The organism is Actinopolyspora lacussalsi (genome assembly GCA_030803735.1).
Taxonomy (GTDB): domain Bacteria; phylum Actinomycetota; class Actinomycetes; order Mycobacteriales; family Pseudonocardiaceae; genus Actinopolyspora; species Actinopolyspora lacussalsi.
This window is the reverse complement of the sequence record JAURUC010000001.1, coordinates 3622160-3647529: the sequence shown is the minus strand read 5'-3', so window position 1 is coordinate 3647529 and position 25370 is coordinate 3622160. Positions and strand designations below refer to the sequence as shown.

At 67.7% G+C, this 25370-nt stretch carries 18 protein-coding genes, 1 tRNA gene and 1 pseudogene; 14 read left to right on the top strand and 6 right to left on the bottom strand.

The annotated features are described in order from the left end of the window. Positions 1 to 119 precede the first annotated feature (119 nt). Positions 120 to 1724, bottom strand: coding sequence for a peptide chain release factor 3 (locus tag J2S53_RS16365; RefSeq protein WP_456241701.1), 1605 nt, complete (start codon positions 1722 to 1724; stop codon positions 120 to 122). Between the two features lie 420 nt (positions 1725 to 2144). On the opposite strand from J2S53_RS16365, the gene J2S53_RS16360 reads away from it, so the two are divergent. Beyond that, positions 2145 to 3629: a SulP family inorganic anion transporter gene (locus J2S53_RS16360; RefSeq protein ID WP_207227496.1), complete on the top strand. Its 1485-nt coding sequence runs from the start codon at positions 2145 to 2147 to the stop codon at positions 3627 to 3629. Between the two features lie 143 nt (positions 3630 to 3772). Here the strand turns inward: J2S53_RS16360 and J2S53_RS16355 are convergent, their stop codons facing one another. Then, positions 3773 to 4147 (bottom strand): MerR family transcriptional regulator, encoded by a 375-nt coding sequence (locus J2S53_RS16355; RefSeq protein WP_456241700.1) that lies wholly within the window; start codon positions 4145 to 4147, stop codon positions 3773 to 3775. A 167-nt stretch (positions 4148 to 4314) separates the two neighbouring features. On the opposite strand from J2S53_RS16355, the gene J2S53_RS16350 reads away from it, so the two are divergent. Beyond that, a complete protein-coding gene (locus J2S53_RS16350) occupies positions 4315 to 4542 on the top strand; it encodes a DUF2795 domain-containing protein (RefSeq protein WP_456241699.1) in 228 nt (75 codons plus the stop codon). Between the two features lie 26 nt (positions 4543 to 4568). On the opposite strand, the gene J2S53_RS16345 is transcribed toward J2S53_RS16350, so the two are convergent. Continuing rightward, positions 4569 to 6737 carry a HelD family protein gene (locus tag J2S53_RS16345; protein ID WP_456241698.1) on the bottom strand — a complete coding sequence of 723 codons (2169 nt, stop codon included), beginning with the start codon at positions 6735 to 6737 and terminating at the stop codon, positions 4569 to 4571. 403 nt (positions 6738 to 7140) lie between these two features. Here J2S53_RS16345 and J2S53_RS16340 point away from each other — a divergent pair, with 403 nt between their 5' ends. Beyond that, on the top strand, positions 7141 to 8529 hold the full coding sequence (locus J2S53_RS16340; protein ID WP_456241697.1) for a dihydrolipoyl dehydrogenase family protein: 1389 nt from the start codon (positions 7141 to 7143) through the stop codon (positions 8527 to 8529). A gap of 165 nt (positions 8530 to 8694) precedes the next feature. On the opposite strand, the gene J2S53_RS16335 is transcribed toward J2S53_RS16340, so the two are convergent. After that, entirely contained in the window at positions 8695 to 10125 is a 1431-nt protein-coding gene (locus J2S53_RS16335) for an LCP family protein (RefSeq protein ID WP_456241696.1), read from the bottom strand. 400 nt (positions 10126 to 10525) lie between these two features. On the opposite strand from J2S53_RS16335, the gene J2S53_RS16330 reads away from it, so the two are divergent. Together J2S53_RS16330 and J2S53_RS16325 are read left to right on the top strand one after the other, a co-directional pair. Beyond that, the gene (locus J2S53_RS16330; protein WP_456241695.1) at positions 10526 to 11218 is read left to right on the top strand and encodes a DedA family protein; all 693 of its coding nucleotides are present in this window, start codon (positions 10526 to 10528) and stop codon (positions 11216 to 11218) included. A gap of 31 nt (positions 11219 to 11249) precedes the next feature. Continuing rightward, positions 11250 to 11510: a hypothetical protein gene (locus J2S53_RS16325; RefSeq protein ID WP_456241694.1), complete on the top strand. Its 261-nt coding sequence runs from the start codon at positions 11250 to 11252 to the stop codon at positions 11508 to 11510. Positions 11511 to 11665: 155 nt separating this feature from the next. Here J2S53_RS16325 and J2S53_RS16320 read toward each other — a convergent pair whose 3' ends face one another. Continuing rightward, on the bottom strand, positions 11666 to 12532 hold the full coding sequence (locus J2S53_RS16320) for a M48 family metalloprotease (protein ID WP_456241693.1): 867 nt from the start codon (positions 12530 to 12532) through the stop codon (positions 11666 to 11668). 285 nt (positions 12533 to 12817) lie between these two features. Here J2S53_RS16320 and J2S53_RS16315 point away from each other — a divergent pair, with 285 nt between their 5' ends. The 3 genes from J2S53_RS16315 to J2S53_RS16305 all read left to right on the top strand — a co-directional run bounded on the left by J2S53_RS16315 (position 12818) and on the right by J2S53_RS16305 (position 16450). Continuing rightward, positions 12818 to 13831: a sporulation protein gene (locus J2S53_RS16315; protein ID WP_456241692.1), complete on the top strand. Its 1014-nt coding sequence runs from the start codon at positions 12818 to 12820 to the stop codon at positions 13829 to 13831. 157 nt (positions 13832 to 13988) lie between these two features. Then, positions 13989 to 15428, top strand: coding sequence for a hemolysin family protein (locus J2S53_RS16310; protein ID WP_456241691.1), 1440 nt, complete (start codon positions 13989 to 13991; stop codon positions 15426 to 15428). After that, positions 15428 to 16450, top strand: coding sequence for a CNNM domain-containing protein (locus tag J2S53_RS16305; RefSeq protein ID WP_456241690.1), 1023 nt, complete (start codon positions 15428 to 15430; stop codon positions 16448 to 16450). The genes J2S53_RS16310 and J2S53_RS16305 overlap by 1 nt, the downstream gene beginning before the upstream one ends. A 530-nt stretch (positions 16451 to 16980) precedes the next feature. Here the strand turns inward: J2S53_RS16305 and J2S53_RS16300 are convergent. Next, positions 16981 to 17064, bottom strand: a tRNA-Leu gene (locus tag J2S53_RS16300). Positions 17065 to 17329: 265 nt separating this feature from the next. Here J2S53_RS16300 and J2S53_RS16295 point away from each other — a divergent pair. From J2S53_RS16295 to J2S53_RS16270, 6 genes and pseudogenes are all read left to right on the top strand, one after another. Next, positions 17330 to 18742, top strand: coding sequence for a DUF3662 and FHA domain-containing protein (locus J2S53_RS16295; protein ID WP_456241689.1), 1413 nt, complete (start codon positions 17330 to 17332; stop codon positions 18740 to 18742). A gap of 52 nt (positions 18743 to 18794) precedes the next feature. Next, the gene (locus J2S53_RS16290) at positions 18795 to 19259 is read left to right on the top strand and encodes an FHA domain-containing protein FhaB/FipA (RefSeq protein WP_092925187.1); all 465 of its coding nucleotides are present in this window, start codon (positions 18795 to 18797) and stop codon (positions 19257 to 19259) included. Continuing rightward, positions 19256 to 20752 carry a protein phosphatase 2C domain-containing protein gene (locus J2S53_RS16285; protein WP_456241688.1) on the top strand — a complete coding sequence of 499 codons (1497 nt, stop codon included), beginning with the start codon at positions 19256 to 19258 and terminating at the stop codon, positions 20750 to 20752. The genes J2S53_RS16290 and J2S53_RS16285 overlap by 4 nt, the downstream gene beginning before the upstream one ends. Next, positions 20752 to 22221, top strand: coding sequence for an FtsW/RodA/SpoVE family cell cycle protein (locus J2S53_RS16280; RefSeq protein ID WP_456241687.1), 1470 nt, complete (start codon positions 20752 to 20754; stop codon positions 22219 to 22221). Before J2S53_RS16285 ends, J2S53_RS16280 begins: the two co-directional genes overlap by 1 nt. Continuing rightward, on the top strand, positions 22218 to 23681 hold the full coding sequence (locus tag J2S53_RS16275; protein ID WP_456241686.1) for a peptidoglycan D,D-transpeptidase FtsI family protein: 1464 nt from the start codon (positions 22218 to 22220) through the stop codon (positions 23679 to 23681). The genes J2S53_RS16280 and J2S53_RS16275 overlap by 4 nt, the downstream gene beginning before the upstream one ends. A 3-nt stretch (positions 23682 to 23684) precedes the next feature. After that, positions 23685 to 24680: pseudogene (locus tag J2S53_RS16270) on the top strand (serine/threonine-protein kinase); the annotation flags it as partial. Positions 24681 to 25370 lie beyond the last annotated feature (690 nt).

The window sequence follows — 25370 nt, the reverse complement described above, 5'->3', positions numbered from 1 at the left end:
GGTCCTCGGTCGACTCGTGGTGGTCGCTCGGAAGCGACGGGATCGGTCTGGAAGCGACAGGGCCGCTCGGAAGCGACGGGATCGGTCTGGAAGCGACAGGGCCGGTCGGAAGCCGGGGGTCAGTCCGCGTCGGCTACCAGGTGGCGCAGGTCCAGATCCGGGTTCAGCCGAACCAGGGAGCGCAGCGCGATGTTGTCGGTGAACACGGCCAGGGTGACGCCGTCGCGGCGTTCCAGGACCTCGCTGTTGTGGGTCCGCAGTGCGGTGCTCTGGTTCCGGTCCCCGACCAGGCGCACCACCTGGTAGGGCAGCCGTTCCAGCTTGATCGGCGCGCGGAACTCCGACTCCATCCGTTGTGTGACGACGTCGAACTGCATCGGCCCGACCGCCGCGAGCACCGGAGCTCCCTCACCACGAACCTCGGAGTGCAGCACCTGGATGACGCCTTCCTGGGCCAGCTGTTCGACACCGCGCCGGAACTGCTTCGCCCGGCCGGGATCGCTCGTGCGGGCCACCGCGAAGTGCTCCGGGGCGAAACTGGGGATGCCAGGGAACTCCACGGCGGGCTTGCCCCCGTACAACGTGTCCCCCACTCCGAGCGCGGAGGCGTTGACCAGGCCGACCACGTCGCCGGGGTAGGCGGTCTCGACGGTGTCGCGCTGTTGGCCGAACATGTGCTGGGCGTACTTGGTGGCGAAGGGCTTGCCGGTGGCGGCGTGGGTGGCGACCATGCCGCGCTCGAACTCGCCGGAGCACACCCGGGCGAACGCCACCCGGTCCCGGTGGGCGGGGTCCATACCGGTCTGCACCTTGAAGACGAACGCCGAGAACGGCGCGTCGAGCGCTCGGGGATTCCCCCGCGTGTCCGGCCGGGCGGTGGGTTGGGGCGCCAACCGCACCAGCAGGTCGAGCAGCTGCCCGACACCGAAGTTGCGCACCGCCGAACCGAACAGCACCGGGGTGGCCACTGCCGCGTGGAACGCCTCGGTGTCGAGGTCACCACCGGATTCCGTCAGCAGCTCGGACTCCTCGACGGCCCGCTCCCACTCCGCGCCGACCTCCGACGCGGCTTCCGCCGCGGTCAGGCGGTTCTCCCGCGCGAGGTGGGCGCCGCCGTCGGCGCGCTCGTAGCCGACGAACTCCCCGGACTCACGGTCGAGCACGCCCTCGAAGTGCCCGGCCTCGCCGACCGGCCAGGTCAGCGGCATCGGCCGCAGCCCGATCCGCTCGCTGATCTCGTCGCACAGCTGCAGCGCCTCGCGCCCGGGACGGTCCCACTTGTTGATGAAGGTGATCACCGGGATGTCGCGGTGGCGGCAGACGTCGAACAGTTTCAGCGTCTGCGGTTCCAGGCCCTTCGCGGCGTCCAGCAGCATCACCGCCGAGTCCACCGCCGCCAGCACCCGGTAGGTGTCCTCGGAGAAGTCCGCGTGGCCGGGGGTGTCCAGCAGGTTGATGACGCAGTCGTCGTACTCGAACTGCAGCGCCGCCGAGGTGATCGAGATACCTCGTGCCTGTTCCATGTCCAGCCAGTCCGAGACGACCCCGCGACGACCGGCCTTGCCGTGTACCGCACCGGCCTCCGAAATCACCTTCGCGTGCAGCGCCAACGCCTCGGTCAGGGTCGACTTGCCCGCGTCCGGGTGGCTGATCACCGCGAAGGTGCGGCGCCGCGCCGCCTCCCCCGCCGGATCCGCGTGCTGGGTCTGAGGGGCCGTGCTCAATCTGTCTCCCGCTGTAGCCGGATCACCGGGGTTCGTCCCACCGGCGCTCGTCGAAACACCACGCGGCTGGACCGCCACGTCGATCCGCGCCGTCCCGATACGAAAACGCTGCCGTGCCGGAGTACCGCCGGTCGAGACCCCCCGTACACAACACTTACGTCAGTGTAGGTTTCCGTACGCGGAGCTACCCGCACCCCCGGCCGGACCGAGTGCGCGAGAACGGGCGTTCGGCGGGAACAACGTCGAGCGGGGCTGCCTCGCACGGGAAACAGCGCGGTAAGTCGAGTCACACTTCGAGCCGCGTCACATTCTTCCCAAACCTTCCCTGACGTAAGGGTAGTGTTGGACTCGATCGCGGGGCCCCATCGGCGTGGCCCCCACTGGGGTCGACTTTTCCGTTTCCGTCGTTGTCGAAAGAAGATGATGTCGCTTCCTGCTGTCCTGCGAACACGTCCGTCCTGGCTGTCCCCACGTGTGCTGCGCACCGAGGCGCTGGCCGGACTCGTCGTCGCGCTCGCGCTCATTCCCGAGGCGATCTCGTTCTCCATCATCGCCGGGGTGGACCCGCGCGTAGGGCTGTTCGCCTCGTTCACCATGGCCGTCACGCTCGCGTTCGCCGGTGGGCGCCCCGCGATGATCTCCGGTGCCACCGGAGCGATCGCGCTGGTCGTCGCTCCCGTCGCCCAGCAGCACGGCGTTGAGTACCTGGTGGCCACCGTCGTCCTGGGCGGGGTGATGCAGGCCCTGCTCGGCGCGCTCGGCGTCGCCCGGCTGATGCGTTTCCTGCCGCGCAGCGTGATGGTCGGCTTCGTCAACGCGCTGGCCATTCTCATCTTCACCGCCCAGCTGCCCTACCTGACCGACGTCTCCTGGAAGGTCTACGCACTGGCAGCGGTCGGACTGGGCATCATGGTCGGTCTGCCCCGACTGACCAAGGCGATCCCGGCCCCGCTGGTGGCGATCGTGGTGGTCACCGGCATCGCCGTGACGGCGGGAATCCCCGTTCCCACGGTCGGTGACCAGGGGCAGCTGCCCGACAGCCTGCCGGTGCTCGGCATTCCCGCCGTACCGATGACCTTCGAGACCCTGCGGATCATCGCCCCCTTCGCGCTGGCGTTGGCCCTGGTGGGCCTCATGGAGTCGTTGATGACGGCCAAGCTCGTCGACGGCCTCACCGACACCCACTCCAACAAGACCCGCGTCTCGTGGGGACAGGGTGTGGCCAACATCGTCACCGGCTTCTTCGGCGGCATGGGTGGCTGCGCGATGATCGGGCAGACCATGATCAACGTGAAGTCCGGCGCCCGGACCAGGCTGTCGACCTTCCTCGCCGGGGCGCTGCTGCTCGTGCTCGTGCTCGCACTGGGCGACATCGTCGCGCTGATTCCGATGGCCGCCCTGGTCGCGGTCATGGTCATGGTCGCGGTGGGCACCTTCGACTGGCACAGCATCCACCCGAAGACGCTGCGCAGGATGCCCAAGAGCGAGACCACCGTCATGCTCGCCACCGTCGCGGTCACCGTGTTCACCCACAACCTCGCCATCGGGGTCGTGGTCGGCGTGGTGGTGGCGCTGGTGCTCTTCGCGCACCGAGTGGCGCACCTGGTCAGCGTGGACAGCGTCCTCGATCCGGACGGCAGCACGAAAATCTACCGCGTGACCGGCCAGCTCTTCTTCGCCTCCAGCAACGACCTGGTGTTCCAGTTCGACTACGCCAACGACCCCGCCAACGTGGTCATCGACCTGTCCGAGGCCCACGTCTGGGACGCCTCCACCGTGGCCTCGCTCGACGCGATCACCACCAAGTACCGGGAACGTGGCACCGAGGTGAGCATCTCGGGGATGAACGAACCCAGCGAGCAGCGGCACGCCGCCCTCGCGGGCAATCTCGGCGGGCACCACTGATCGGACTGATCGGGCACCACTGATCGGGCACCGCACGGGCGGTACCGCTGCCGCGCTGCCGCCCGTGCGGACCCAGCCACCCGACAGCGGGCCTCACCACGACGAGAGCCGCTCGGGAATCCCACCGACTCCCCCGGCGAGGCTCAGTCGGCCAGACGTTTGTGCAGCGTCTCGGCGAACTCCTCGGCGGTCCGCAGTCGGGTCCGCAGCCGGTCGCACTGCTCATCGGCCTTGTGCCGGAAATCCCGCAGCCGCTCCTGCTCGCGGCCCGTCAGCTCGGTGGTGTCCCGGGAGAGCAGCTCCAGCAGCTCACGCATCTCCTCGAGCTGGAACCCCAGTGGCTTCATCCGCTTGATCACGGCCAAGCGCTGCAGATCGGCCTCGGTGTACAGCCGGAACCCACCCTGACTGCGCGCGCTCGGCACGACCAGACCGACTTCCTCGTAGTAGCGGATCGTGCGCAACGACAGGTCGGTGCGCTCGGCGACCTCACCGATCTGCATATGCCCGTCCACCATGCCGTCCTTTCCTCGCCACCCGGAACGCCCGCTGTTCGCAACGACGGTGACCAACGATTCTCGCGCACTTACGAAGCCGACCGGGCACGGACCACGCGCACGGCTCCGTCGTGCTCCCGTGAACCCCACCCAAACCCTACAGTCACGTAAGGGTAAGTTCGCTCGACGTGGTGGACGAACAGACGAATCATCCGGTGACACGACTCGAAATACTCGACGCCGTCGACAAGGCATTCGAGGCACCGCCGACGGCCACCTCCGACATCCTCGTTACCGCCGAGGACAGCGGTGCACGCACCGCGCTCCTCGAAGTTCTCCACCGGCTTCCCGAGAAACGCTTCGGCAGCGTGCGCGAGCTGTGGGAACACCTCCCTGACGTGCCCGTCGAGGCGTGACCGCGAAAGACCCCCGCCGAGATCGGTCACCCCACCGGTGTCTTCGTGGTGTGGTCGCGGATCCCCGCCGTCTCATCGTCGACGTCGCCGGAACGTTCCGTTGGTTCCGCGGCGAACTCCAGGAAACGCGACAGCCGCCCGTCGTGGGTCAGGTGGAGTTCGTGCATCGCCCTGGTGCAGGCGATGTAGAGCATGCACCTGTCCATCTCGTCGGCGTAGTTCGCGTCGTCCACCGCGGGGACGATCACGGCGTCGAACTCCAGTCCTTTGGAGACGTGTGCCGAGGTGACGACGATGCCACCGGTGAACTCCGTGCTTTCGTAGTCGAGCAGGGTCAGCTCGACACCGGCCTCGGCGAGGAAGCCGTGGAACTCCTCCGCCTGGGTGACGGTCTTGCAGATGATGCCGAGGGAGCGGTGCTCGCTGTCGCCGTGTCGCTCGACGAGGCCGCGGATTCGTTCCCGTTGCGCCCGCTCGTCGGAACAGGCGAAAACCCTGGGCTGGGGCCCGTGCCGTTCGATCGGGACGAGCTTGTCGTTCCTGGAGACGCGCTGGGCGAACTCGGTGATCTCGATCGTGGAGCGGTAGCTCTTGCACAGCTCCAGGCAGTCGGCCTCCGGGAAAACACTGTGGATCGTGGCCAGTGACGAGGAGCTGAACGGGTTCACCGACTGGTTGGAGTCGCCCAGGATCGTCATGTCGCAGGAGAAGAGCTCGCGCAGCACGGCGTACTGCACCGGCGTGTAGTCCTGCATCTCGTCGACCACGAGGTGACGGATGTGGCCGTAGCCCTCCTGCCTGGCCGTCCTGATCATGGTGTAGATCAGCGGGAACACGTCGGCGTACTCGATCCGCTTCCGGGCGAGCGGCTGGAACATGCCGCGACGGGCCGGATCGTCGTAGAACGCCTTGTACAGGGCCAGCGCGTCCTTGTAGGGGAACATCGCGTGGATCTGCCTGCGGACGCTGGAAGCGTCCGAGGAGGACCACTTGCCGCCGCCCCTGTCCAGCACCTGCCGCTTGAGCTGGTTCACGGCCCTGCTCGCCACGCGGTCGAGCCGGGTGAAGATCGGAAGCCCCCGAGCCTCCTCGAAGGCGTCGGCGACCCAGTCGGACGAGAGTCGTCTGCTCTTGCGCTCGACCTCGGCGGGCACGAAGTCCTCGTCCGCGCGCGCGGCGATCCACTCGTCGAGCTCGGCGACGAACTCGGGCCTCGCCTTGTAGCGCATCCGCTCGGCAGCAGCCTCGTCACCGTTCTCCAGCAGCTTGATCACCTGCTCGCTGAACGTCTCGTAGCCGGTGACCTTGGCCAGGAACTTGCCCGCGATCCGGTCGAAGTCGATCTCGGAGACCTGTTCCTCGCCCAGTTCGGGAAGCACGTCGGCGATGTAGTCACCGAAGACCCTGTTGGGCGAGAGGATCATGATGTTGTCGGACGAGAGGGTGTCCTTGAAGCGGTAGAGCAGGAACGCCACACGGTGCAGCGCGATCGACGTCTTCCCGGAACCCGCCACGCCCTGCAGGATCAGCACCCGCGCCGTCTCGTTGCGGATCACGGCGTTCTGCTCCCGCTGGATGGTCGCCACGATGTTCTTCATCCGGTCGTCGGCGGACTCGCCCAGCTCCCGCTGCAGCACGTCGTCACCGATGTTCAGCGAGCTCTCGAACATGTACTCCAGCTGACCGCCCCGGATCTTGTACTGGCGCTTGCTCGTGATCTCGCCCTGGATGGTGCCCACCGGCGCCTCGAAGTGCGCCCGCCCCGACTCGAAGTCGTAGAAGAGCGTGGACACCGGCGCGCGCCAGTCGTGGATCAGGATCTCCTGGGTCTCGGGATCCGAGAAGTTGTGCACCCCGATGTAGTGGGCCTCGGCCGCGGTGTCGGTGTCCGGGTGGAAGTCCACGCGCCCGAAGTAGGGGGACTCCAGCAGCCGTTCGACGCGTTCCCGCCGCTTCACCGAGTGCTCACCCTGGGCGACCGACAGGTCCACGTCGACGCGGAACCTGGCCTTCTCGGAGCTGTCCATGTCGCGCCAGTGCTCCCACAGGTGCTCCTTCTGCGCCTGGATGAACTCGGCGGACCTGTCGATGGAATCGACCAGCCGCTCCAGCTCCGCGTTCAGCAGCCGCATCGTCTCGGCCAGATGCCGACGCTCCCGCTCTTCCTCTCGCGTCCCCGCGTCTGTCAAGGCCACCTCCGGGTCGGGTCTCCGGACAGAATCTACCCTTACGTCAGGGTAGAGTAGTGGCTCGATCACGATCCCCGCCGGTACACGGACAGCCCGCCGGCGTGCGAGCATTCCACCGCTGAAACCGTCGTGCGCGTAGTTGACCGCGAACAGGGCCACCGCGACCACCCTCACGGGGTCTGCCATCCGCGTGACAGCCCTGCCCATCGGCTATCGCAGAAGCACGCCCGGCAGTTGTGAAGGTCACGCCCCAGCAGAGCACCCCGAGGCCCCGGTCAGCGGCATTGGACGCTCTCCACGATCACGTCCGCGATTTCAACCCGCCGGACGGGCGCTACGTCCGCCGTGCGTGCTCGCCGTTTCGGTGCTGGGCTGAGCGCGACAGGAATCCCGAGCCGAGGGAGCGGAGATGGTGGAGGACGAGGTCGATGCAGTGGTGGTCGGCATGGGTCCGGGTGGCGAGGACCTCGCCGGACGACTGGCCACGGCGGGGCTGCGCGTGGTCGGCGTGGACAACCGCCTGGTCGGGGGCGAGTGCCCGTACTTCGCCTGCGTTCCTACCAAGATGATGGTCCGCGGGGCCGGTGCGCTCGCCGAGGCCGGACGGGTTCCGCTGCTGGCGGGAACGGTGTCGGTCCGACCGGACTGGACCCCGGTCGCCGATCGCATCCGCGACGAGGCCACCACCGACTGGGACGACCGGGCCGCCGTACAGCGCTTCGAGGCCACGGGAGGGCGGTTCGTGCGTGGTACCGGCCGGCTGACCGCTCCCGGTGAGGTCACCGTCACCACGACGGAAGGGGATCGGGTTTTCCGCCCCCGTCGGGCGATCGTGCTCAACCCCGGCACCGATCCCGCCGTGCCGCCGATCGACGGGCTCCGGGACACCCCCTTCTGGACCAACCGGGAAGCGGTGCGGGCCCGCTCGCTGCCCGGTTCGATGGTGGTGCTCGGTGCGGGCCCCGTGGGGATGGAGTTCGCCCAGGTGTTCGCACGGTTCGGCGTCGACACCACTGTGGTCGAGGCCGCGCCGCGAGTGCTGCCGGGCGGCGAACCCGAAGCCTCCGCGAACATCACCGAGGTGTTCACCGCCGAGGGGATCACCGTGCACACCGGCACCTCCGCGCGGCGCGTGGGTCACCACGACGGCCGGTTCACCGTGGAACTCGACTCCGGGGAGAGCCCTTCGGCCGAACAACTGCTGGTCGCCACCGGACGCCGCACCGATCTCGCCGCGCTGGGGGTGGGATCACTCGGGCTCGACGAGACCGCGAACACCATCGCCGTGGACGAGCGGATGCGCGCCGCCGACGGGGTGTGGGCCATCGGTGACGTCACCGGCCACGGCGCCTTCACCCACACCTCGGTGTACCAGGCACGCATCGCCGCCGACGACATACTCGGGGACGGGGAGGAAACCGCGGACTACCGGGCCATGCCCGGTGTCGCGTTCACCGACCCCGAGGTGGCCTCCCTCGGGCTCACCGAGGACCAAGCCCGCCGAGCGGGCTTCCCCGTGCGCACAGCGATCACCGGAATTCCCTCCTCGGCCCGGGGCTGGATCCACAAAGCGGGCAACGAGGGATTGATCAAACTGGTGGCGGACACCGAGCGCGACATCCTCCTCGGCGCCACCGTGGTCGCACCGCTGGGCGGCGAGATCCTGGGCGCGTTCACCGTCGCCGTCCACACCCAGGTGCACCTCGCCCAGCTCCGCCGAATGATCTTCGCCTACCCCACCTTCCACCGGGCGATCGAAGCCGCCCTCGACCAGCTCGGTGAGTTCGGCGACATATGAGAGAGCGTGGTGTGCTCGTCGTCCGGCTGTGGGGCAGCGGTCGGCCTTCGATCTTTCCTGGTTCGTTCGTCGGGGCTACTTGTGCGTAGATCGTCCCTGTCCGGCGACAGGTAGTGATCCGATCGTCACTCTTCAGGTCGCGTCGGTCACGCGGAGAGTGCGTGTCTAGTTGACGCAGGGGATTCCCTCGGCGGTGATGGCGTCGTCGCTGGGAGCCGACGGACCCGCGAGGGGTGCGTGCGAGTCGGGGTGCAGCGACAGCGGGTCCGAGGCGCTGAAGCCTTGTGCGGCACCGGGCCCCTCGTAGTCGTCGGCGAGCAGAACTCGGATCTCGTCGGAGTCGAGTCCGTCATCCTCGGCGGCGGGGAGACCGTCCAGTAGCTCGGCGACGTAACTCGCGGCGGTGTCGGCGCCGGGTCCGAAGGTGACGCGGGAGGTGTCACGTTCGGCGGCGTTGCCGACGTCGCCGACCGGCACGTCCTCCTCGGACAGGTCGTCCTGGACCCGACCGGCGAGTCCGGTGATGTCGGTGGTGTTGCGCACGTCGACCGTGGTGGCCGCGAGTTGCCGCGGAGGCTCCGGCTGCGGTGGTCGTCCGTCGTTGACGCGTTGAATGGTCTCGCGAACCTCGTCCGGATCGACTTCGACGGCCAGCCCGTCGGGGGTGTCGTAGGCGGGGTCCTGCACGGGGATCGTGTCGAAGGTGATGTTCCCGCCGGCGAGACCGTGCATCCGCTGTGCGAATCCCAGCACGTCCCAGCCCGAGTCGAGCACCACCGAGCGTTCGATCGAGCTGAACAGCCGGTCGAGGCGGGCGGGGTTGGACAATGTTCCGCTGGAGAGCATCGAACGCGCCAGGCCCGCGATGAACGCCTGCTGGCGCACCACGCGATCGAGGTCGCCGCGGGGCAAACCGTGGCGTTGCCGCACGAAGGCCAACGCGTCACCGCCGGATATGGTTTGTCGCCCCGCGGGGAAGTCGGCTCCGGAGTAAGGATCGTCAACGGCGTTCTTCAAACACACCTCCACCCCACCGACGGCCTTCGTCAGCCGGTAGAAACCGAGCAGATTGACCTCTGCGTAGTGGTCGATGCCCACGCCGGTCAGGTCGGTCACCGTGTCCACGAGCAGTTCCCGGCCGGCTTCGGCGGAACGACGTTCCAGCTCGGCCGAGTCCGACACTCCTTCGGAGCGAAGCTCGTCGGCGGCCTGCGTCTTGGCACGCCCGAAAGCGGAGTTGATCTTGTGTTTGCCGTAGCCGTCCGGCATCGAGACGTAGGTGTCACGCGGAATCGAATAGGCGACGGCCCGCGAACGGTCACGGGGAATGTGCAGCAGGATAAGCGTGTCGGTGAGTTCGGCCTCGTTGTCACCGGCACGCAGCCGTCGGAGCAGGTCGTCGGGTAGCGGGTTGCCGTTGGCGTCGGTACGGCTGTCCTTGCCGACGAGCAGAATGTCCATCGAGCCGTCGGCATCGGCCTTGGAGGTGACATCGCTGGTGTTGAGGCGGCCGTCGAGGTCGTTGAGAATCAGCCACGCGTATCCACTGAGAACGAACACCGCCACCGACATCAGCGCCAGCGTCGACCTCAACACGGCACGTAGGAACCGGCTCGGGCGGACAGGGCGTCGCGAAACCGCACGGATGGGGCGTGTGACGGTCGCGTCAGGAGATCGCCGCGAGTTCCGACGTGATCGGTGTGAGGCATTCGAGGACGAGCGCGGCTCACTGGCCCGTTCCCGCCGCCGGTCCTCGGGGAGGGATCCGGAACGCCGCGAATCGGACCGATAACCGCGATAGGGCCTGCGCTGCTCACGACCGGTTCCGGGCTGCTGCTCGTCCGGCACGGCGACCTCCGTGTCTACGACGACCCCACGCGCGCACCGTGGCTCGCTTCGTCGTGCAGCTTACCGCCACGGCGACCCCGCTCGCTGCGGCACGCGTTCCCGGCCGCGGGTACGGTGTCGGCACCGCTTCCGACCACAAGGAGTCCGCATGCCCGACATCGGAGACGGTGTCAGTGTCCTGACGGATCTTCCGTGGCCGCTGGTGATCGTACTGGCCGGTGTGCTGGCGCTGAGCGAGTGCACGTTCGGGCTGGGCTTCCTAATCCCCGGTGAGACCGCCCTGTTCCTCGCGGGCGCGAGCGTGACCGAACCCAGTTACTTCCTGGGTCTGGTCGCCGTCGTCGCGGGCTGTGCCTGCGCTGGTGATTGCTTCGGGTACTGGTTGGGACACCGTTTCGGTCCCCGTATGCGGCAAACACGTATCGTAATCAAACTGGGGCAAACGCACTGGGACCGTGCCGCGGCGATGCTGCGTCGTCACGGCAGTGGGGCGGTGTTCACCGCCCGATTTCTGCCCGTCGTACGCACTTTGACCCCCGTCGCCGCCGGGGCCAGCGGGCTGTCCTTCCGTCGGTTTCTGCCCGCCGCACTGTTCGGAGCGTGTGGCTGGTCGTTGTTGCACGTCGGTCTCGGCACAGCAGCCGGGGCTTCGGCCACCTACCTGGAGGACGTTCTCGGACGTGCGAGCTGGATTCTCTTCGCCACGCTCGCCCTCATCGTCGTGAGCACGCTGCTCTGGCGTCGATACCGCCGGAGGGGTCCGGAAAGCGAAAACGACCGGCAGACCGAGCGATCCTCGATGTCACGAGACCGGTTCCCCCAGGACTCCTCGAGCCACTGAGCTCCCGAGTTCGGTATCCCAGGAAAGCCGCATGAGCCGAGAACGAATACCGGCCCGACATCGTCCCGGCCCGTATGCCTGGCTGGGCCCGCTCGCCCTGTGCCTGGGCATCGCGAGCTGGGTGTTGCTCGTACCCGGCGTGGTATGTGCCGTCGGCGCCGTGGTCTGCGGCGCGGTCTCGATGACAACCCGGGGCGACCACCGTCTCGACATCACCGCGCTACTCGGTATCGCGCTCGGGGCGGCACACATGCTGGTTTCGATCATGCTGTTGTTGTGGACGATGCACTGACGCGGACCTACACCTCGACAGTGCTCCTCGCCGACGGGCGGGCACGGGAGCATCGACACGCCGGGATCGACACGCCGGGGACGCGTGACCGGGCCGCCCTCCCGCTTCCAGGGTAGAGCGCTGTCGACACTTCCCTCCGGAAGCGCGTCGCTTCCTCAACGCTGTTCGCCGGACATGGAATGCAGCCGGGCGATACGGTCGCGCGTGTCGGGGTGAGTGGAGAACAGCCGCATCATCGTTTTACCCGAGAACGGGTTCGCGATCATCAACGAGCTGACCGGAGCGGTCTCGGAACTTTCCGGCAACGGGCGTCCCTGGGCAACGCGCTCGATCTTGTCCAGCGCGCTGGCCAGAGCCAGCGGATCACCAGTGGCCTCAGCACCGGACGCGTCGGCGGCGTACTCCCGGGAACGGCTGATCGCGGCCTGAATCAGCCCGGCGGCCACCGGACCCAGTACCGCCATGAGGATGATCTCGAAAAAGCTCGGACCGTCCTCGTCCCCGCCGAACCCGAACAGCGCCCCCAGCTGGGCGATGTTGACCAGAATCATGACCATGCTGGCCAGTCCGGCCGCCACCGAGGAGATCAGAATGTCCCGATTACCCACGTGACTGAGTTCGTGTCCCAACACACCACGGAGTTCCCGCTCGTCGAGAACCTCCAGGATTCCCGAAGTCACACACACCGCCGCGTTGGAGGGGTTGCGACCGGTGGCGAACGCGTTGGGACTGTCCGTCGGGCTCAGGTACAGCCGGGGCATGGGCATACCCTTGGTGGCGGCTAGCTCGGCCACGATCGCGTGCAGCCGCGGGGCCTGGTTCGGCCCGATCTCCTCGGCACGCATCGCCCGGATCGCGAGCCTGTCCGAGTAGAAATACGACACGCCGTTGAGCCCCAGCGCCACCACGGCGGCGAGCAGCAGGCCGACGGTGCCGCCGAGAACCTGGCCGACCAGCAGAATCAACGCCGACAGGCCGCCCAGCAGGACGGCGGTCTTGAGTCCGTTGCGGAGTCTGTGCACCTCTACCTCATCTCGAATCGGAGCGGGCCGGACAGAACCCTTTTCGTCCTCGAACGGACCTGCGGGGCCGCTGATTCCCGACCGAACACCTCGGCACGAGAACACGAGCCGTAGTACACCCTCTCGTCGGACCGAACGGGTGCGTGCGCGGTGTCGCGGCACGGACACAACCCGTTCATCACGAGTCGATAACGATCACCGGATCGTCACGATCCGTGAGGAACCGCTGATAACGGGCACACGTTGCCCGGCCCGAATCCGATCGTACGGAACACAGGAGCGGTGATGTTCAAGAAGATGCTGCAAGCCGTCGGCGTGGGCGGACCGTCGGTGGACGCCGTCCTGAGCAACGACACGGCCCGACCGGGTGGTGCCGTTTTCGGTGAGGTCCGGGTCGGCGGCGCCAGCACGGATACCGAGATACAGCAGGTCGTGCTGACCCTCGTGGCCGAGGTGGAGATCGGCGACGACGAGAAGCGGGTCATGCCGCTGCAGCAGGTCACCGTCGCCGAAGAGCTACACCTGGCCGGTGAGGAATACCACACCATCCCCTTCAGCGTGCCCGTGCCGTGGGAAGCACCGATCACGACGGTCTTCGGTGAAACGTTGCGAGGCATGCACCTGGGGGTCAGCACGCAGGTCGCGGTGGCCAAGGCGGTCGACACCAGTGACCTGGACCCGGTCCACATCGAGCCGCTGGACTCCCAGCTCCCGGTGATCAAGGCACTGCTTGACCTGGGAGCCCGCGTCAAGGAGGCCGAGCTCGAACACGGCCACATCCACGGCACCCCGCAGCAACTGCCGTTCTACCAGGAGATCGAGTTCTTCCCGCCGGCCCAGTTGGCCGGACGTGTCGAGGAGATCGAACTCACCTTCGTCGCACACCCCGACGGCATCGACATCGTGCTGCAGGCCGACAAGCGGGGCGGGATGTTCACCCCCGACGGCGAGGCCATCGGGCGCCTCCGGCGAAGCCACGAGGAAGCCGTCCACACCGACTGGCACGCGGAACTCACCCACTGGCTCGAAAGCGTGGCCACCAGTCACGAATCCGGCATTCACGGACACGGCGGCATCCACACGCACCACGTGCACGAACACCACGGGCACCCGGAACACGAGGAAGAGCGTTCCGGTCCCGGTATGGGAGGCATGATCGCCGCCGGTGCGGGCGGACTGGCCGTCGGCGCGGTGGGCGGCATGGTCGTCGGGGAAATGCTCGACGGCGATGAGGAAGAGGGCGAGGTCGACGAGGAGGAGCTCGCCGAGGAACTCTCGGAGGAGATGGAAGAGGAGTAACCAATCGCTCCACATGGTGGTGTCGTGGTCACCCTCCGAACCCATGGCACCACCACCGCCACGGATCCGCTGCGTCCCGACCGGCGAAGCGGCCTCCTCCCCCGATCGGACTCACCAGTTCACCACCGCGGAATCGGGCATTCGGCACAATGGTCGTGTGTTGATCGTGTTGTCTCTGCTCGGTGGGCTGTTGTTGATCGCGGTGATCATCGCGGCCAACGGGTACTTCGTCGCCCAGGAATTCGCGTTCATGACCGTCGATCGGGCGCGGCTGCAGGACCGGGCCGAGCGGGGTGATCGGGTGGCCGCGCGGATGCTGCGGGTAACCCGTCGGACGTCGTTCATGCTCTCCGGTGCCCAGTTGGGCATCACCGTGACGGGGCTGTTGGTCGGCTACGTCGCCGAACCGCTGGTCGGCCGCGCGGTGGGCGAGCTGCTCGGCGGGGTGGGCGTGTCCCCCGCGGTGGGCATCGCGATCGGCACCACGGGAGTGCTGGTGCTGTCGACCTTCGTACAGATGCTGTTCGGCGAGTTGTTCCCGAAGAACCTCGCCATCGCACGGCCGTATCCGCTGGCGCGGTGGCTGTCGGCCTCCACGGTGGTCTACATGCGCCTGGCGGGCTGGCTGATCCGGTTCTTCGACCGGGCCTCGGCCGGGCTGTTGCGGCTGCTGCGGATCGAGCCGGTGCACGACGTCGAACACGCCGCCAACCCGAGTGACCTGCAGCGGATCGTGACCGCCTCCCGACAGGCCGGTGAACTGCCCACCGAGCTGTCACTGCTGCTGGACCGGGTGCTGGACTTCCCGGAACGCGACGTCGAACACGCCCTCGTGCCCCACTCCCGGGTGGACGTGCTCACCGACACCGCCACGCTCGCCGAGGTACGCGAAACCATGAGCAGCGGACACTCCCGCTATCCGGTACTCAACGAAGAGGGCGGCATCGCGGGGATCGTGCACCTGGTGGACGTACTCGAGTCCATCGAAACGGACACGAGCGGCGGTGAGCGCCCGGTCACCGAGTTCACCCGACCGGCCACCATCCTGCCCACCCTGATGTCGCTGCCCGACGCGGTGGCCGCGATGGCCGACTCACACGGCAGGATGGCCTGCGTCGTCGACGAGTACGGCGGCTTCGCCGGCATCGTCACCCTCGAAGACCTGGCCGAGGAACTGGTCGGCGAACTCACCGACGAACACGACACCGACGAACCACCCCACCTGGTCACCACCCTCAACAACGGCACGCGATGGCAGGTCCGAGGCGACGCCCCCCTCGACGAAGTCGAACGCGAACTCGCCCACACCCTCCCCCGCGGCGACTACGAAACCGTCTCCGGCCTCGTCATCGCCCACCACGGGGCACTGCCCGAGGAGAACACGGTGGTCGATATCACACTCCCGGACGACCCGGCCGAACTCGCCCACACACAGCACCCCCCGGTCCGGACGCTGCGCGCCACCATCATCGAGATCGACCAACACGTCCCCGCACAACTGGTGCTGGAACTGAGCGAAGACACTGCCGACGAGCACTCGACCGGCGACCGGACGAGCAACCCCGACTCCGGGATCTCCGAGCAGGAGGAGTCCTGATGCAAGGCCCCTGGACGGCCACGCTGATCACCATCGCGATCATCGCGGCCAGCGCACTGTTCGTCTCGATCGAGTTCGCCACCATCGGCGCCCGCCGCACCCGCCTGGAACAACGCGCGAGCACCAGCCGCGCCGCCCGCGCCGCACTACGCAACGCCTCCGAAGTGTCGGTACTACTCGCCGGCTGCCAACTCGGCATCACCGCCTGCACCCTCGCCCTCGGCGCGATCACCAAACCCGCCGTGGAACACGCCCTGACACCCGCACTGACCACACTCGGCCTACCACACTGGCTCGGCGGCACGATGTCGTTCGTCCTCGCGCTGCTGCTGGTGACCTTCCTACACCTGGTGGTCGGCGAAATGGCCCCCAAATCATGGGCGATCGCCCACCCCGAACGCTCAGCCACCCTGCTCGCCTTCCCCATGCGCGGATTCATGTGGCTGTTCCGCCCCATCCTGCTACTGCTCAACAACACCGCCAACAAACTCGTCGAAGCGGTCGGCGTACGCCCCGTCGACGAAGTCGCCATCGAGCAGAACCCCGACGAACTCCGCCAACTCGTACGCCACTCCGCCGAAAGCGGCGAACTCGACACCTGGTCCTCCGACCAACTCGCCGGCGCACTCGAACTCACCCGACTCCGCGTCGGCGACCTCACCAGCACAGAATCCATCGCCGCCGTACCCCACACCGCCACCATCACCGACGTGCGAACCGCCAGCAGACGATCCGGACACCTACGGATCCTCGTGGGCACCCCCAGCTCCCCACACGGACTGGTGCACGTCCGCGACACCCTCACCCTCAACCCAACGGACCCCCTCGACGGCCTCATCCGCGACTGCCCCCGACTCGACCCGCACACCAGCGTCCTCGACGCCCTCTCCCGAATGCGCAACACCAGCACCCAACTAGCGCTGGTCGGCACCTCTGAACGCGCGACCGGAATAATCACCATCTCCGACATCCTCGCGGGACTCTTCCCCCGCCAGACGGGAACTGAATCGGAGGAGACGTGACCACGGCCACGGCACGGCCGAGTTTTCGGATCGTCCGCCCCTCCGAAGTCAGGGCAGGACCGGTGCCGCGGTGGCCCGTCGAGCCGTACGAGCGTGCGGACCCGAGCAGCAGTCCGCGCGAGACCACTCGCGGAAGGTGCGGGCACGTCACCCCTGACAGCGCTCCGGTGGCTTCCGGGAGCAGCCCCGGCGCCAGCCGAAAAGAGCGCGGAAAACCCACTGTGGAGTGACACTCGAAACACCCATCCACGTGGCCGGCACCGCCGCGGGTTCTCTCGCCGGGCGTTCGCGAGGAAGCATCCGACGTGGCTTTACCTAATCGATGTCGGGGCACTCCCAGCGAGAAGCCCGCGAGAGGTCCCGCCGAGCGAGCACAGCGGACAGTCCAGCCGACAACGCCCTACAAGACCAGGACACACAAAAAATCGGGGAGAGCCCCGCATAAAGCGAAGCTCTCCCCGATCATCACGTCCAAGCTCGACGAAACATTGTGTCGGTCACCCGACACCCATCGTGTCGTCGGCCCTCGGTGGGCGAGGGGGGAGTTGAACCCCCACGTCCTTTCGGACACACGGACCTGAACCGTGCGCGTCTACCTATTCCGCCACCCGCCCGTGGGCTTTTCCGTTGTAACCTCACTCTACAACACCCGGATCCGATTCCCTCAACGGGGGTCCTCGTCCGAAGCGCCGCACCGACCGTGAGCGATCGGTACAATCGGCCCACGAAACCGTGTTCCGCAACCTTCCCGATCAGGCTAGCACAGTCGGGGCACCGGAATCCCGCGGGGTGCGCCCCCGCTCGGAACTAGTAGCTGTAACGGCTCGTCGCGCCAGATACGATGGTACGCAAGAGTCGAGATTATGGAGGGGGATTGCCGTGGGCCTCGTGCAGCGCTTCGAGCGCAAGCTCGAAGGCATCGTCGGCAACAGCTTCGCGCGGGTGTTCGGCGGCAAAGTCGTTCCCCAGGAGGTCGCGCAGTCGCTGCAGCGGGAAGCCGAGTTGCAGGTGCGTGAACTCGCGGGCGGCAGATTGCTGGCGTGCAACCACTACGTCGTGCAGCTGAGCCCCACCGATCACGATCGACTCATGGAGGACGAGAATCGGGTCACCGATCTTCTCGCCGACTGCGTTCAGGAGCATCTCACCGAGCAGCGGTGGGACACATATGGTGACGTCGTAGTCTCCCTGGAGCGCTCTGAGACGCTGCACACGGGACAGTTTCGAATAAGCTCGTCCGTCGACCCCGACGTAAGCCGACGGCCGGCAACACCTCGTACCGCAGGAGACCGACCCATGAGCCAGCCACCAGGCCAATATCCCCAGGGGGATCCGTACGGCCAGCAGGCGCAGTACGGCTACGACCAGGGCCAGTACGGGCAGGACCCGAACTACGGCTACGGCCAGCCCGGTTATGACCAGGGCTACGGTCAGCCCGGCGGCGGATACCCCCAGTCCGGTGGCTTCCCCGACCAGGGCTACGGCCAGCCCGGTTATCCCCCACCCCCTCCGGCCTACGGCCAACCCCCGGGCTACGACCAGGGCTACGGTCAGCCCGGCGGCGGATACCCCCAGTCCGGCGGCTTCCCCGACCAGGGCTACGGCCAGCAGCCCCCCGGCTACGGCCAACCGCCGGGGTACGACCAGGGCTACGGCCAGCAACCCCCCGGCTACGGCCAGCCCGGTTATCCCCCACCCCCTCCGGCCTACGGCCAACCCCCGGGCTACGACCAGGGCTACGGTCAGCCCGGCGGCGGATACCCCCAGTCCGGCGGCTTCCCCGACCAGGGCTACGGCCAGCAGCCCCCCGGCTACGGCCAACCCCCCGGCTACGAGCAGGCCTACGCACAACCCCCCGGTTACGGTCAGCCGGGTGGCGGATACCCCCAGTCCGGCGGCTTCCCCGACCAGGGCTACGGCCAGCAGCCCCCCGGCTACGGCCAACCCGGATACCCACCGCCGGGAGCGCCGGGCGGTTACCCGCCGGACGCGGCTCCCAGGCAGTTGACCGCCACCCTCCAGCTCGACGACGGCTCCAACCGCTCGTACACCCTGCAGCACGGCAGCAACGTGATCGGGCGTGGGCAGGAAGGCCAGTTCCGGCTGCCGGACACGGGGGTCTCCCGCAAGCACATCGAGATCCAGTGGGACGGTCAGGCGGCGATGCTCGCCGACCTGGGGTCGACGAACGGCACCACGGTCAACGGCACGCCGGTGCAGACCTGGCAGCTGGCCGATGGCGACGTCATTCGCGTCGGTCACTCGTCCCTGGTTTTCCGGGCTCAGGGCTGAGTCCTGCCCTACCAGCACGAGCCGACCAGCAAACTAGGAGCGTCCCCAACAAGTGTCCGAGCTGGTGATTCAGCTGACCAGAGCAGGGTTTCTCGCCCTGCTCTGGTTGTTCGTACTCGTAGCGCTGCGTGTGGTGCGCTCCGACCTGCAGTCGGCTTCCGGACTGCGCATGTCGGTTCCGGGAGCGGGCAAGAAGTCCGGCAAGCAGTCACGCCCGAAGACGAAGTCACCACGGCAGCTCGTGGTCACCGGAGGGGCGCTGTCGGGAACCCGAATAACACTGGAGGGGCGTCCCATAATGATCGGTCGCGCCGATGACTCCACACTCGTCCTGGACGACGACTATGCTTCGACTCGACACGCGAAGCTGTCGATACGGGGCCAGGACTGGTACGTGGAAGATCTGGGCTCCACCAACGGCACATACCTCGATCGGACGAAGGTTACGGGGCCGACCAAGGTCCCGCTCGGAGCTCCGATCAAAATCGGCAAAACGGTGATCGAGCTGCGCTCATGACCCTCGTCCTGCACTACGCGGCCCGCAGTGATCGCGGCCTGGTCCGTTCCAACAACCAGGACTCGGTCTACGCCGGCCCCAGACTTCTCGCCCTCGCGGACGGCATGGGCGGCCACGCCGCCGGCGAGGTGGCAAGCAAGGTCGTCATAGCGGCGTTGTCCGCGCTCGACGACGACGAACCCGGTGATGACCTGCTGGGCCAACTGCACGAAGCGATGCTGTCCGGCAACAACGCGATCTCGGAACTGGTCGCCAGCGACCCGGATCTGGACGGCATGGGCACCACACTGACGGCCATGCTGTTCGCGGGAAGCAAACTCGGCCTGGTCCACATCGGTGACTCCCGGGCGTACCAGGTGCGCAACGGCGAACTCTCCCAGATCACGCACGACGACACCTTCGTGCAGTCGCTGATCGACGAGGGAAGGATCACCGAGGAGGAGGCCGCCAACCACCCGCAGCGCTCGTTGCTGCTGCGCGCGCTGACCGGCCACGAGGTGGAACCCAGCCTCGCGGTACGGGAAGCCAGAGCGGGCGATCGCTACCTGCTGTGCTCGGACGGTCTGTCCAGTGTGGTCAGCGAGGAGACGATAGCCGAGGCACTCGGGATATCAGATCCCCAGCAGTCCGCCGACCGGCTGATCGAGCTCGCCCTCAAGGGCGGCGGGCCGGACAACGTCACCGTGATCGTCGCCGACGTCGTCGACGTCGAATTCGGCGACGACGCGCCGATAGTCGCCGGAGCGGCCGGGTTCGATGACCAGAACCCCCGTCCGCAGCCCGACTCGGCCGCGGCTCGCGCCTCGGCTGCCACCCGGAGCCAGCCGACGCCACAGCAGCGGGAATTCGATGCCCCGCCCCCCGATCCACCACGTCGGAGACGCTGGTTACGAGGAATGCTCGTCGGCTTCGGCGTGCTGGTGGTGCTGGCGGGGCTGGTCTTCGCGGGGCGCTGGTGGCTGTTCAACCAGTACTACATCGGGGTGAACGGCTCCCAGAAAGTCGCGATCTTCCAGGGTGTGCAGGGCAGTGTGCTGGGGATGAGCATGCACCGGCAGCTGGAGCTGTCCTGCCCTCCCGGCGCGGCGGAGGGATGCACACCGATCGAGGTGCAGGATCTCAAGGAAGCCCAGCGCGCCGACGTGCGCGACGGGATAACGCAGGTTTCCGACCTCGACGAGGCGCGGGAGACGATTCACCGGCTGCGGCTGAGCGCGCTGCTGCCGATCTGCGACGACACGGAGCAGAACTCCGATAACAACCAGGGCTACACCGGCAACGACGGTTCCGGCAACGACAACACCCGTAACAACGGTTCCGGCAACGACAACGGACAGCAGTCCCCCGCCACCGACGCCTCCGCACGGAACGATCCCGCCGACTCCAGCACCGGGCCGAGCGCGACGAACCAGAACTCGCAGTCGTCCAGCGAAGGAACACCGCTGAGTTCTCCCGAACAGGAACCGGGTGTCAACTGCCGGACGGTGAGTTGATGGCAGCCACCTCGACCAACCCGGACAACCGCGAGACCCCGGGCGGACCGGGCACGGGCAAGGGGACAGGCGCCGCGACCACCACACCGACCCGGCGCGGTACGGAGCTGGTGCTGCTGGCATTCGCCGCCGTGGTCGTCACCTGCGCACTTACACTCGTCAATCTCAACCTGGAATCACAGCCCGCGAGCCAGATCCTCTACTACGGGCTGGCTTTCCTCGCGCTGTTCGGACTGGCGCACCTGGCGGTCCGACGTTGGGCCCCTTACGCCGATCCGCTGATCCTGCCGCTGGTCGCGTTCCTCAACGGGCTCGGCCTGGTGCTGATCCACCGGATAGACATCGGCAACGCGGCCGAGGCCGAACGCGCCGGAGAGCCCTTCGGGCCCGCGGCGCCCTCACAGGTGTTCTACACCGCGCTCGGTCTGGTGCTGCTGGCACTGGTGCTGGTGTTCGTCAGGGACCACCGCACGCTGGCCAAGTACAGCTACACCTGCGGCCTGGTGGGCCTGGTGGCGCTGGCGCTGCCCGCCGTGCTGCCCAGTATGATCGCGCCGAACATCAACGGGGCCAAGCTCTGGATCAAGCTCGGTCCACTGTCGTTCCAGCCCGCCGAGCTGGCCAAGATCCTGCTGCTGATCTTCTTCGCCTCCTTCCTGGTGTCGAAGCGGGAGCTGTTCACCACGGCGGGACGCAGATTCCTCGGCATCGACCTTCCCCGCGCGCGGGACCTGGCTCCGGTGCTGGTCGCGTGGGCGGCCTCGATCGGGATCGTGGTGCTGGAACGCGATCTGGGAACCTCGCTGCTGTTCTTCGGCATCGTGCTGGTGATGATCTACATCGCCACCGAACGGGCGGTGTGGATCGTGATCGGGCTCTCGTTGTTCGCGGCGGGGTGCCTGGCCGCCTACTCGCTGTTCGGTCACGTGCAGCAGCGGGTCGACGCGTGGCTGAACCCCATGACCAGCGACTCCGGCTACCAGCTGAGCGAAGCGCTGTTCGGCATGGCCACCGGCGGCATCGGCGGTTCCGGCCTCGGCGGCGGACGTCCCGCGATCGTGCCCTACGCCAAGAACGACTTCATCCTCGCGGCCGCGGCCGAGGAGCTGGGGCTGCTCGGGCTCGCCGCACTGCTGCTGGTGTACCTGTTGCTGACCGCGCGTGGCCTGCGGGCGGCGCTGGCGGTTCGGGACTCCTTCGGCAAGCTGCTGGCAGGCGGGCTGGGATTCGCGATGCTGCTGCAGGTCTTCGTCATCGCGGGCGGCGTGACCGGTCTGATCCCGCTGACGGGGCTGACCACACCGTTCCTGGCTGCGGGTGGTTCGTCACTGGTCGGCAACTACGTACTGGTGGGACTGCTGCTTCGGATATCGGACGCCTCCAGACGCCCGCAGCAACCGAGTAAGCCGCAGCCGCAACAACCCCCGATCGCCGAAGCACATACCGAGCTGGTGGAGCGTCCACGATGAACAAGCCACTACGACGAGTGGCCATGGCCATGATGGCGATGATCGTGCTACTGCTGGCCAACGCTACTTATGTGCAGGTCATCAGGGCCGACGCGCTGCGCAATCACTCCGGCAACAGCAGAACGCTGTACCAGCAGTACTCCACGCCGCGCGGCCAGATCATCGCCGACGGCAAGCTGCTGGCCAGTTCCGAGGCCACCGACAGCGAACGGTTCGAGTACAAGCGCGAGTACGCCAACGGACCGGCCTTCGCGCCCGCCACCGGCTACTTCTCGTTCGTCTACGGACGCGGCGGGATCGAGCGGGCCGAGAACGAGGTGCTCAGCGGTACCGCCGACTCGCTGGCGCTGAACCGGCTGCAGCGCATGTTCAGCGGTCAGGAACAGCAGGGCGGCAACGTGGAGCTGACCCTGAACCCCGCCATGCAGCAGACCGCCTACGACCAACTCGCCGACAGCGGCGTGCGTGGTTCCGTGGTCGCGTTGAACCCGCAGGACGGCTCGATCCTGGCGATGGCCAACTCGCCGTCCTACGACCCGAACCGACTGGCCAGCCTGTCCTCGGAGGAGCAGCAGCAGGCGTGGAACGAGCTCCGCGAGGCACCTGACGATCCCCTGGTCGACCGGGCCACCTCGACGCTGTACCCGCCGGGCTCCACGTTCAAGCTGATCACCGCGGCCGCCGCGCTGGAGACCGGCAAGTACGACTACAACAGCAAGGTGACCGCGAAGTCTTCCATCAAGCTGCCGAAGGTCGACGCCCAGCTGCCCAACTACGGCGGCGCCACGTGCGGGAGCATGCCCACGGCACCGCTGTGGGAGGCGATGGCACGCTCGTGCAACACCGCCTTCGCCGAGGTCGCCGGTGACATCGGGGAGAAGAAGCTGCGGGAGACCGCGCGGAGCTTCGGGTTCGGCCAGGATCTCGACATCCCGATGGGCGTGGAACAGTCCTCGATCGGCGACATCGAGAACCAGGCGCAGCTCTACCAGAGCGGTATCGGGCAGTTCAACGTGCGCATGACCCCGATGCAGAACGCGATGGTGGCGGCGGCGATCGCCAACGATGGCAAGGTGATGAAGCCGCACCTGATGGAGAAGACGCTGGCCCCGGACATGTCGGTGCTCGACCGCACCGACTCCGAGGAGCTGGGTCAGGCGGTCTCTCCCGACGTCGCGCACACCATCCGGGACATGATGATCAAGGCCGAGCAGCACGCGGGCGACGAGGGCAAGATCAGCGGAGTGCAGATCGCCTCCAAGACCGGCACCGCCGAGCACGGCGAGGGCAAGGATCCGCACGGCTGGTACGTGGCCTTCGCACCGGCCGAGAACCCGCGGATCGCGGTCGCGGCCGTCGTGGAGGACGGCGGCAACGTGGGGGCCGACGCCACCGGCAGCAAGATCGCCGCACCGGTGGCGCGAGCCGTAATCCGCGCCGGCCTGCAGGGGGGTGGCTGACGGGTGCCCAACTCCGGCCAAACGCTCGCCGAGCGCTACCGGCTCGCCACGCGCATAGCCGTCGGCGGTATGGGCGAGGTGTGGCAGGCCGTGGACGTGCGGTTGGACCGCACGGTCGCGGTCAAGATCCTCAAGCCCGAACTGTGCGGCGACGCCGAGTTCCTGCACCGGTTCCGCACCGAGGCACGCACCACCGCTTCGCTGAACCATCCGGGAATCGCCGCGGTGCACGACTACGGCGAGGCGGCGGCCGTCTCGGACGGGCCGGAGGACACCGCCTACCTGGTGATGGAGCACGTCGAGGGCGAACCCCTCGCCGCCATTCTCGCCAGGGAGGGACGCATCACGGCCGAGCACACGCTGGAGATGCTCGAACAGGCGGGCAACGCGCTACACGCCGCGCACGAACGCGGTTTGGTGCATCGCGACGTCAAACCGGGAAACATCCTGGTCACACCGAACGGAACCATCAAGCTGACCGACTTCGGCATCGCCAAGGCAGCGGACGCGGCACCGGTGACCCGCTCGGGAATGGTGATGGGGACGGCGCACTACATCTCGCCCGAACAGGCGCTCGGTGGCGAGGCGACCCCGGCCAGCGATGTTTATTCGTTGGCGGTGGTCGGGTACGAGTGCCTGCGTGGCCACCGTCCCTTCCTCTCCGACAACGCCGTGACCGTCGCCATGATGCACATCCGCGACGTGGCGCAGCCGCTGCCACCGGACGTTCCGCCGGGAGCCCGAGCCCTGATCGAAACGACCCTGGTGAAGGACCCCCGCAGGCGTTACTCCGAGGGCGGCGAGTTCGCGAACGCGGTGGCCAGCGTGCGGGCGGGCAGACCCCTGCCCACCCCGGTGGCACTGACGGTTCCGCAGCAGCCGCCCCACACGCTCGGCCACGCTCCGGTGCAGCAGTATCCGGGGCAGCCGGCGACGGGACAGGGGACAGCGGGCCAGGGTTCAACAGGACAACACCCTCACGTACCGCAACCGCCGCCCCCACAGCCACCGACCGGAAGTCAGCCACCCCACGGAGGACAGCAGAACGCACTGCCACCGACCGGGGGACACCTGGCACCCACCACGTACGGCGCCAACCGACCACCGGGAAACCACCCCGCACCACCCGCGGGGGCACCGCACCCGACGGGCAGCACCGTTCCCCCGGGGGTCATCCCGCCACAACCGGCACCACCCCCCGGCATCGCGGGTGGCGGGAACAACGGCCCTGGGCACGACCACCCACTGGGACATCCACTGGAACACCCGGCTTCGCGGCGCCTCCCAGGGCGCCGGACCGCTCTGTTGGTGGTGCTCGGCGTGCTCGTGGTACTGATACTGATCGCCGGTGGTTTCGCGTTGCTGCTGACGTACGATCGTTCGGCAGGCACGCGCGGCGCCGGACAGACCGCCCCGGATGCCACACCGAGTGCCCGCTCGGGCGCCGACAGTCGTGTGAGATTGGCCGATTTCGCCTCTCCGGAGGCATTCAACGGCGGATCGGTACGGCATCCTGAGGGACGGCCTTCGTCGATTCCGACGCCGATGGCGGAACGGGCGCCCGGCACGCGGGAAATCGACACACCGCGGCAGTACGCACTGCCACCGCGAATCGAAGGCACCGACACGATCTCGTCGATCGCGGACGAGACGCGTGGAGCCGTTAAGAACGAAGTCGGGGGAACCGCG

Excerpts from the sequence above, each read along its gene's own strand:
- J2S53_RS16360 (WP_207227496.1), top strand. The coding sequence starts at position 2,145 with ATGATGTCGCTTCCTGCTGTCCTGCGAACACGTCCGTCCTGGCTGTCC.
- J2S53_RS16355 (WP_456241700.1), bottom strand. The coding sequence starts at position 4,147 with ATGGTGGACGGGCATATGCAGATCGGTGAGGTCGCCGAGCGCACCGAC.
- J2S53_RS16340 (WP_456241697.1), top strand. The coding sequence starts at position 7,141 with ATGGTGGAGGACGAGGTCGATGCAGTGGTGGTCGGCATGGGTCCGGGT.
- J2S53_RS16330 (WP_456241695.1), top strand. The coding sequence starts at position 10,526 with ATGCCCGACATCGGAGACGGTGTCAGTGTCCTGACGGATCTTCCGTGG.
- J2S53_RS16325 (WP_456241694.1), top strand. The coding sequence starts at position 11,250 with ATGAGCCGAGAACGAATACCGGCCCGACATCGTCCCGGCCCGTATGCC.
- J2S53_RS16315 (WP_456241692.1), top strand. The coding sequence starts at position 12,818 with ATGTTCAAGAAGATGCTGCAAGCCGTCGGCGTGGGCGGACCGTCGGTG.
- J2S53_RS16305 (WP_456241690.1), top strand. The coding sequence starts at position 15,428 with ATGCAAGGCCCCTGGACGGCCACGCTGATCACCATCGCGATCATCGCG.
- J2S53_RS16285 (WP_456241688.1), top strand. The coding sequence starts at position 19,256 with ATGACCCTCGTCCTGCACTACGCGGCCCGCAGTGATCGCGGCCTGGTC.
- J2S53_RS16280 (WP_456241687.1), top strand. The coding sequence starts at position 20,752 with ATGGCAGCCACCTCGACCAACCCGGACAACCGCGAGACCCCGGGCGGA.
- J2S53_RS16275 (WP_456241686.1), top strand. The coding sequence starts at position 22,218 with ATGAACAAGCCACTACGACGAGTGGCCATGGCCATGATGGCGATGATC.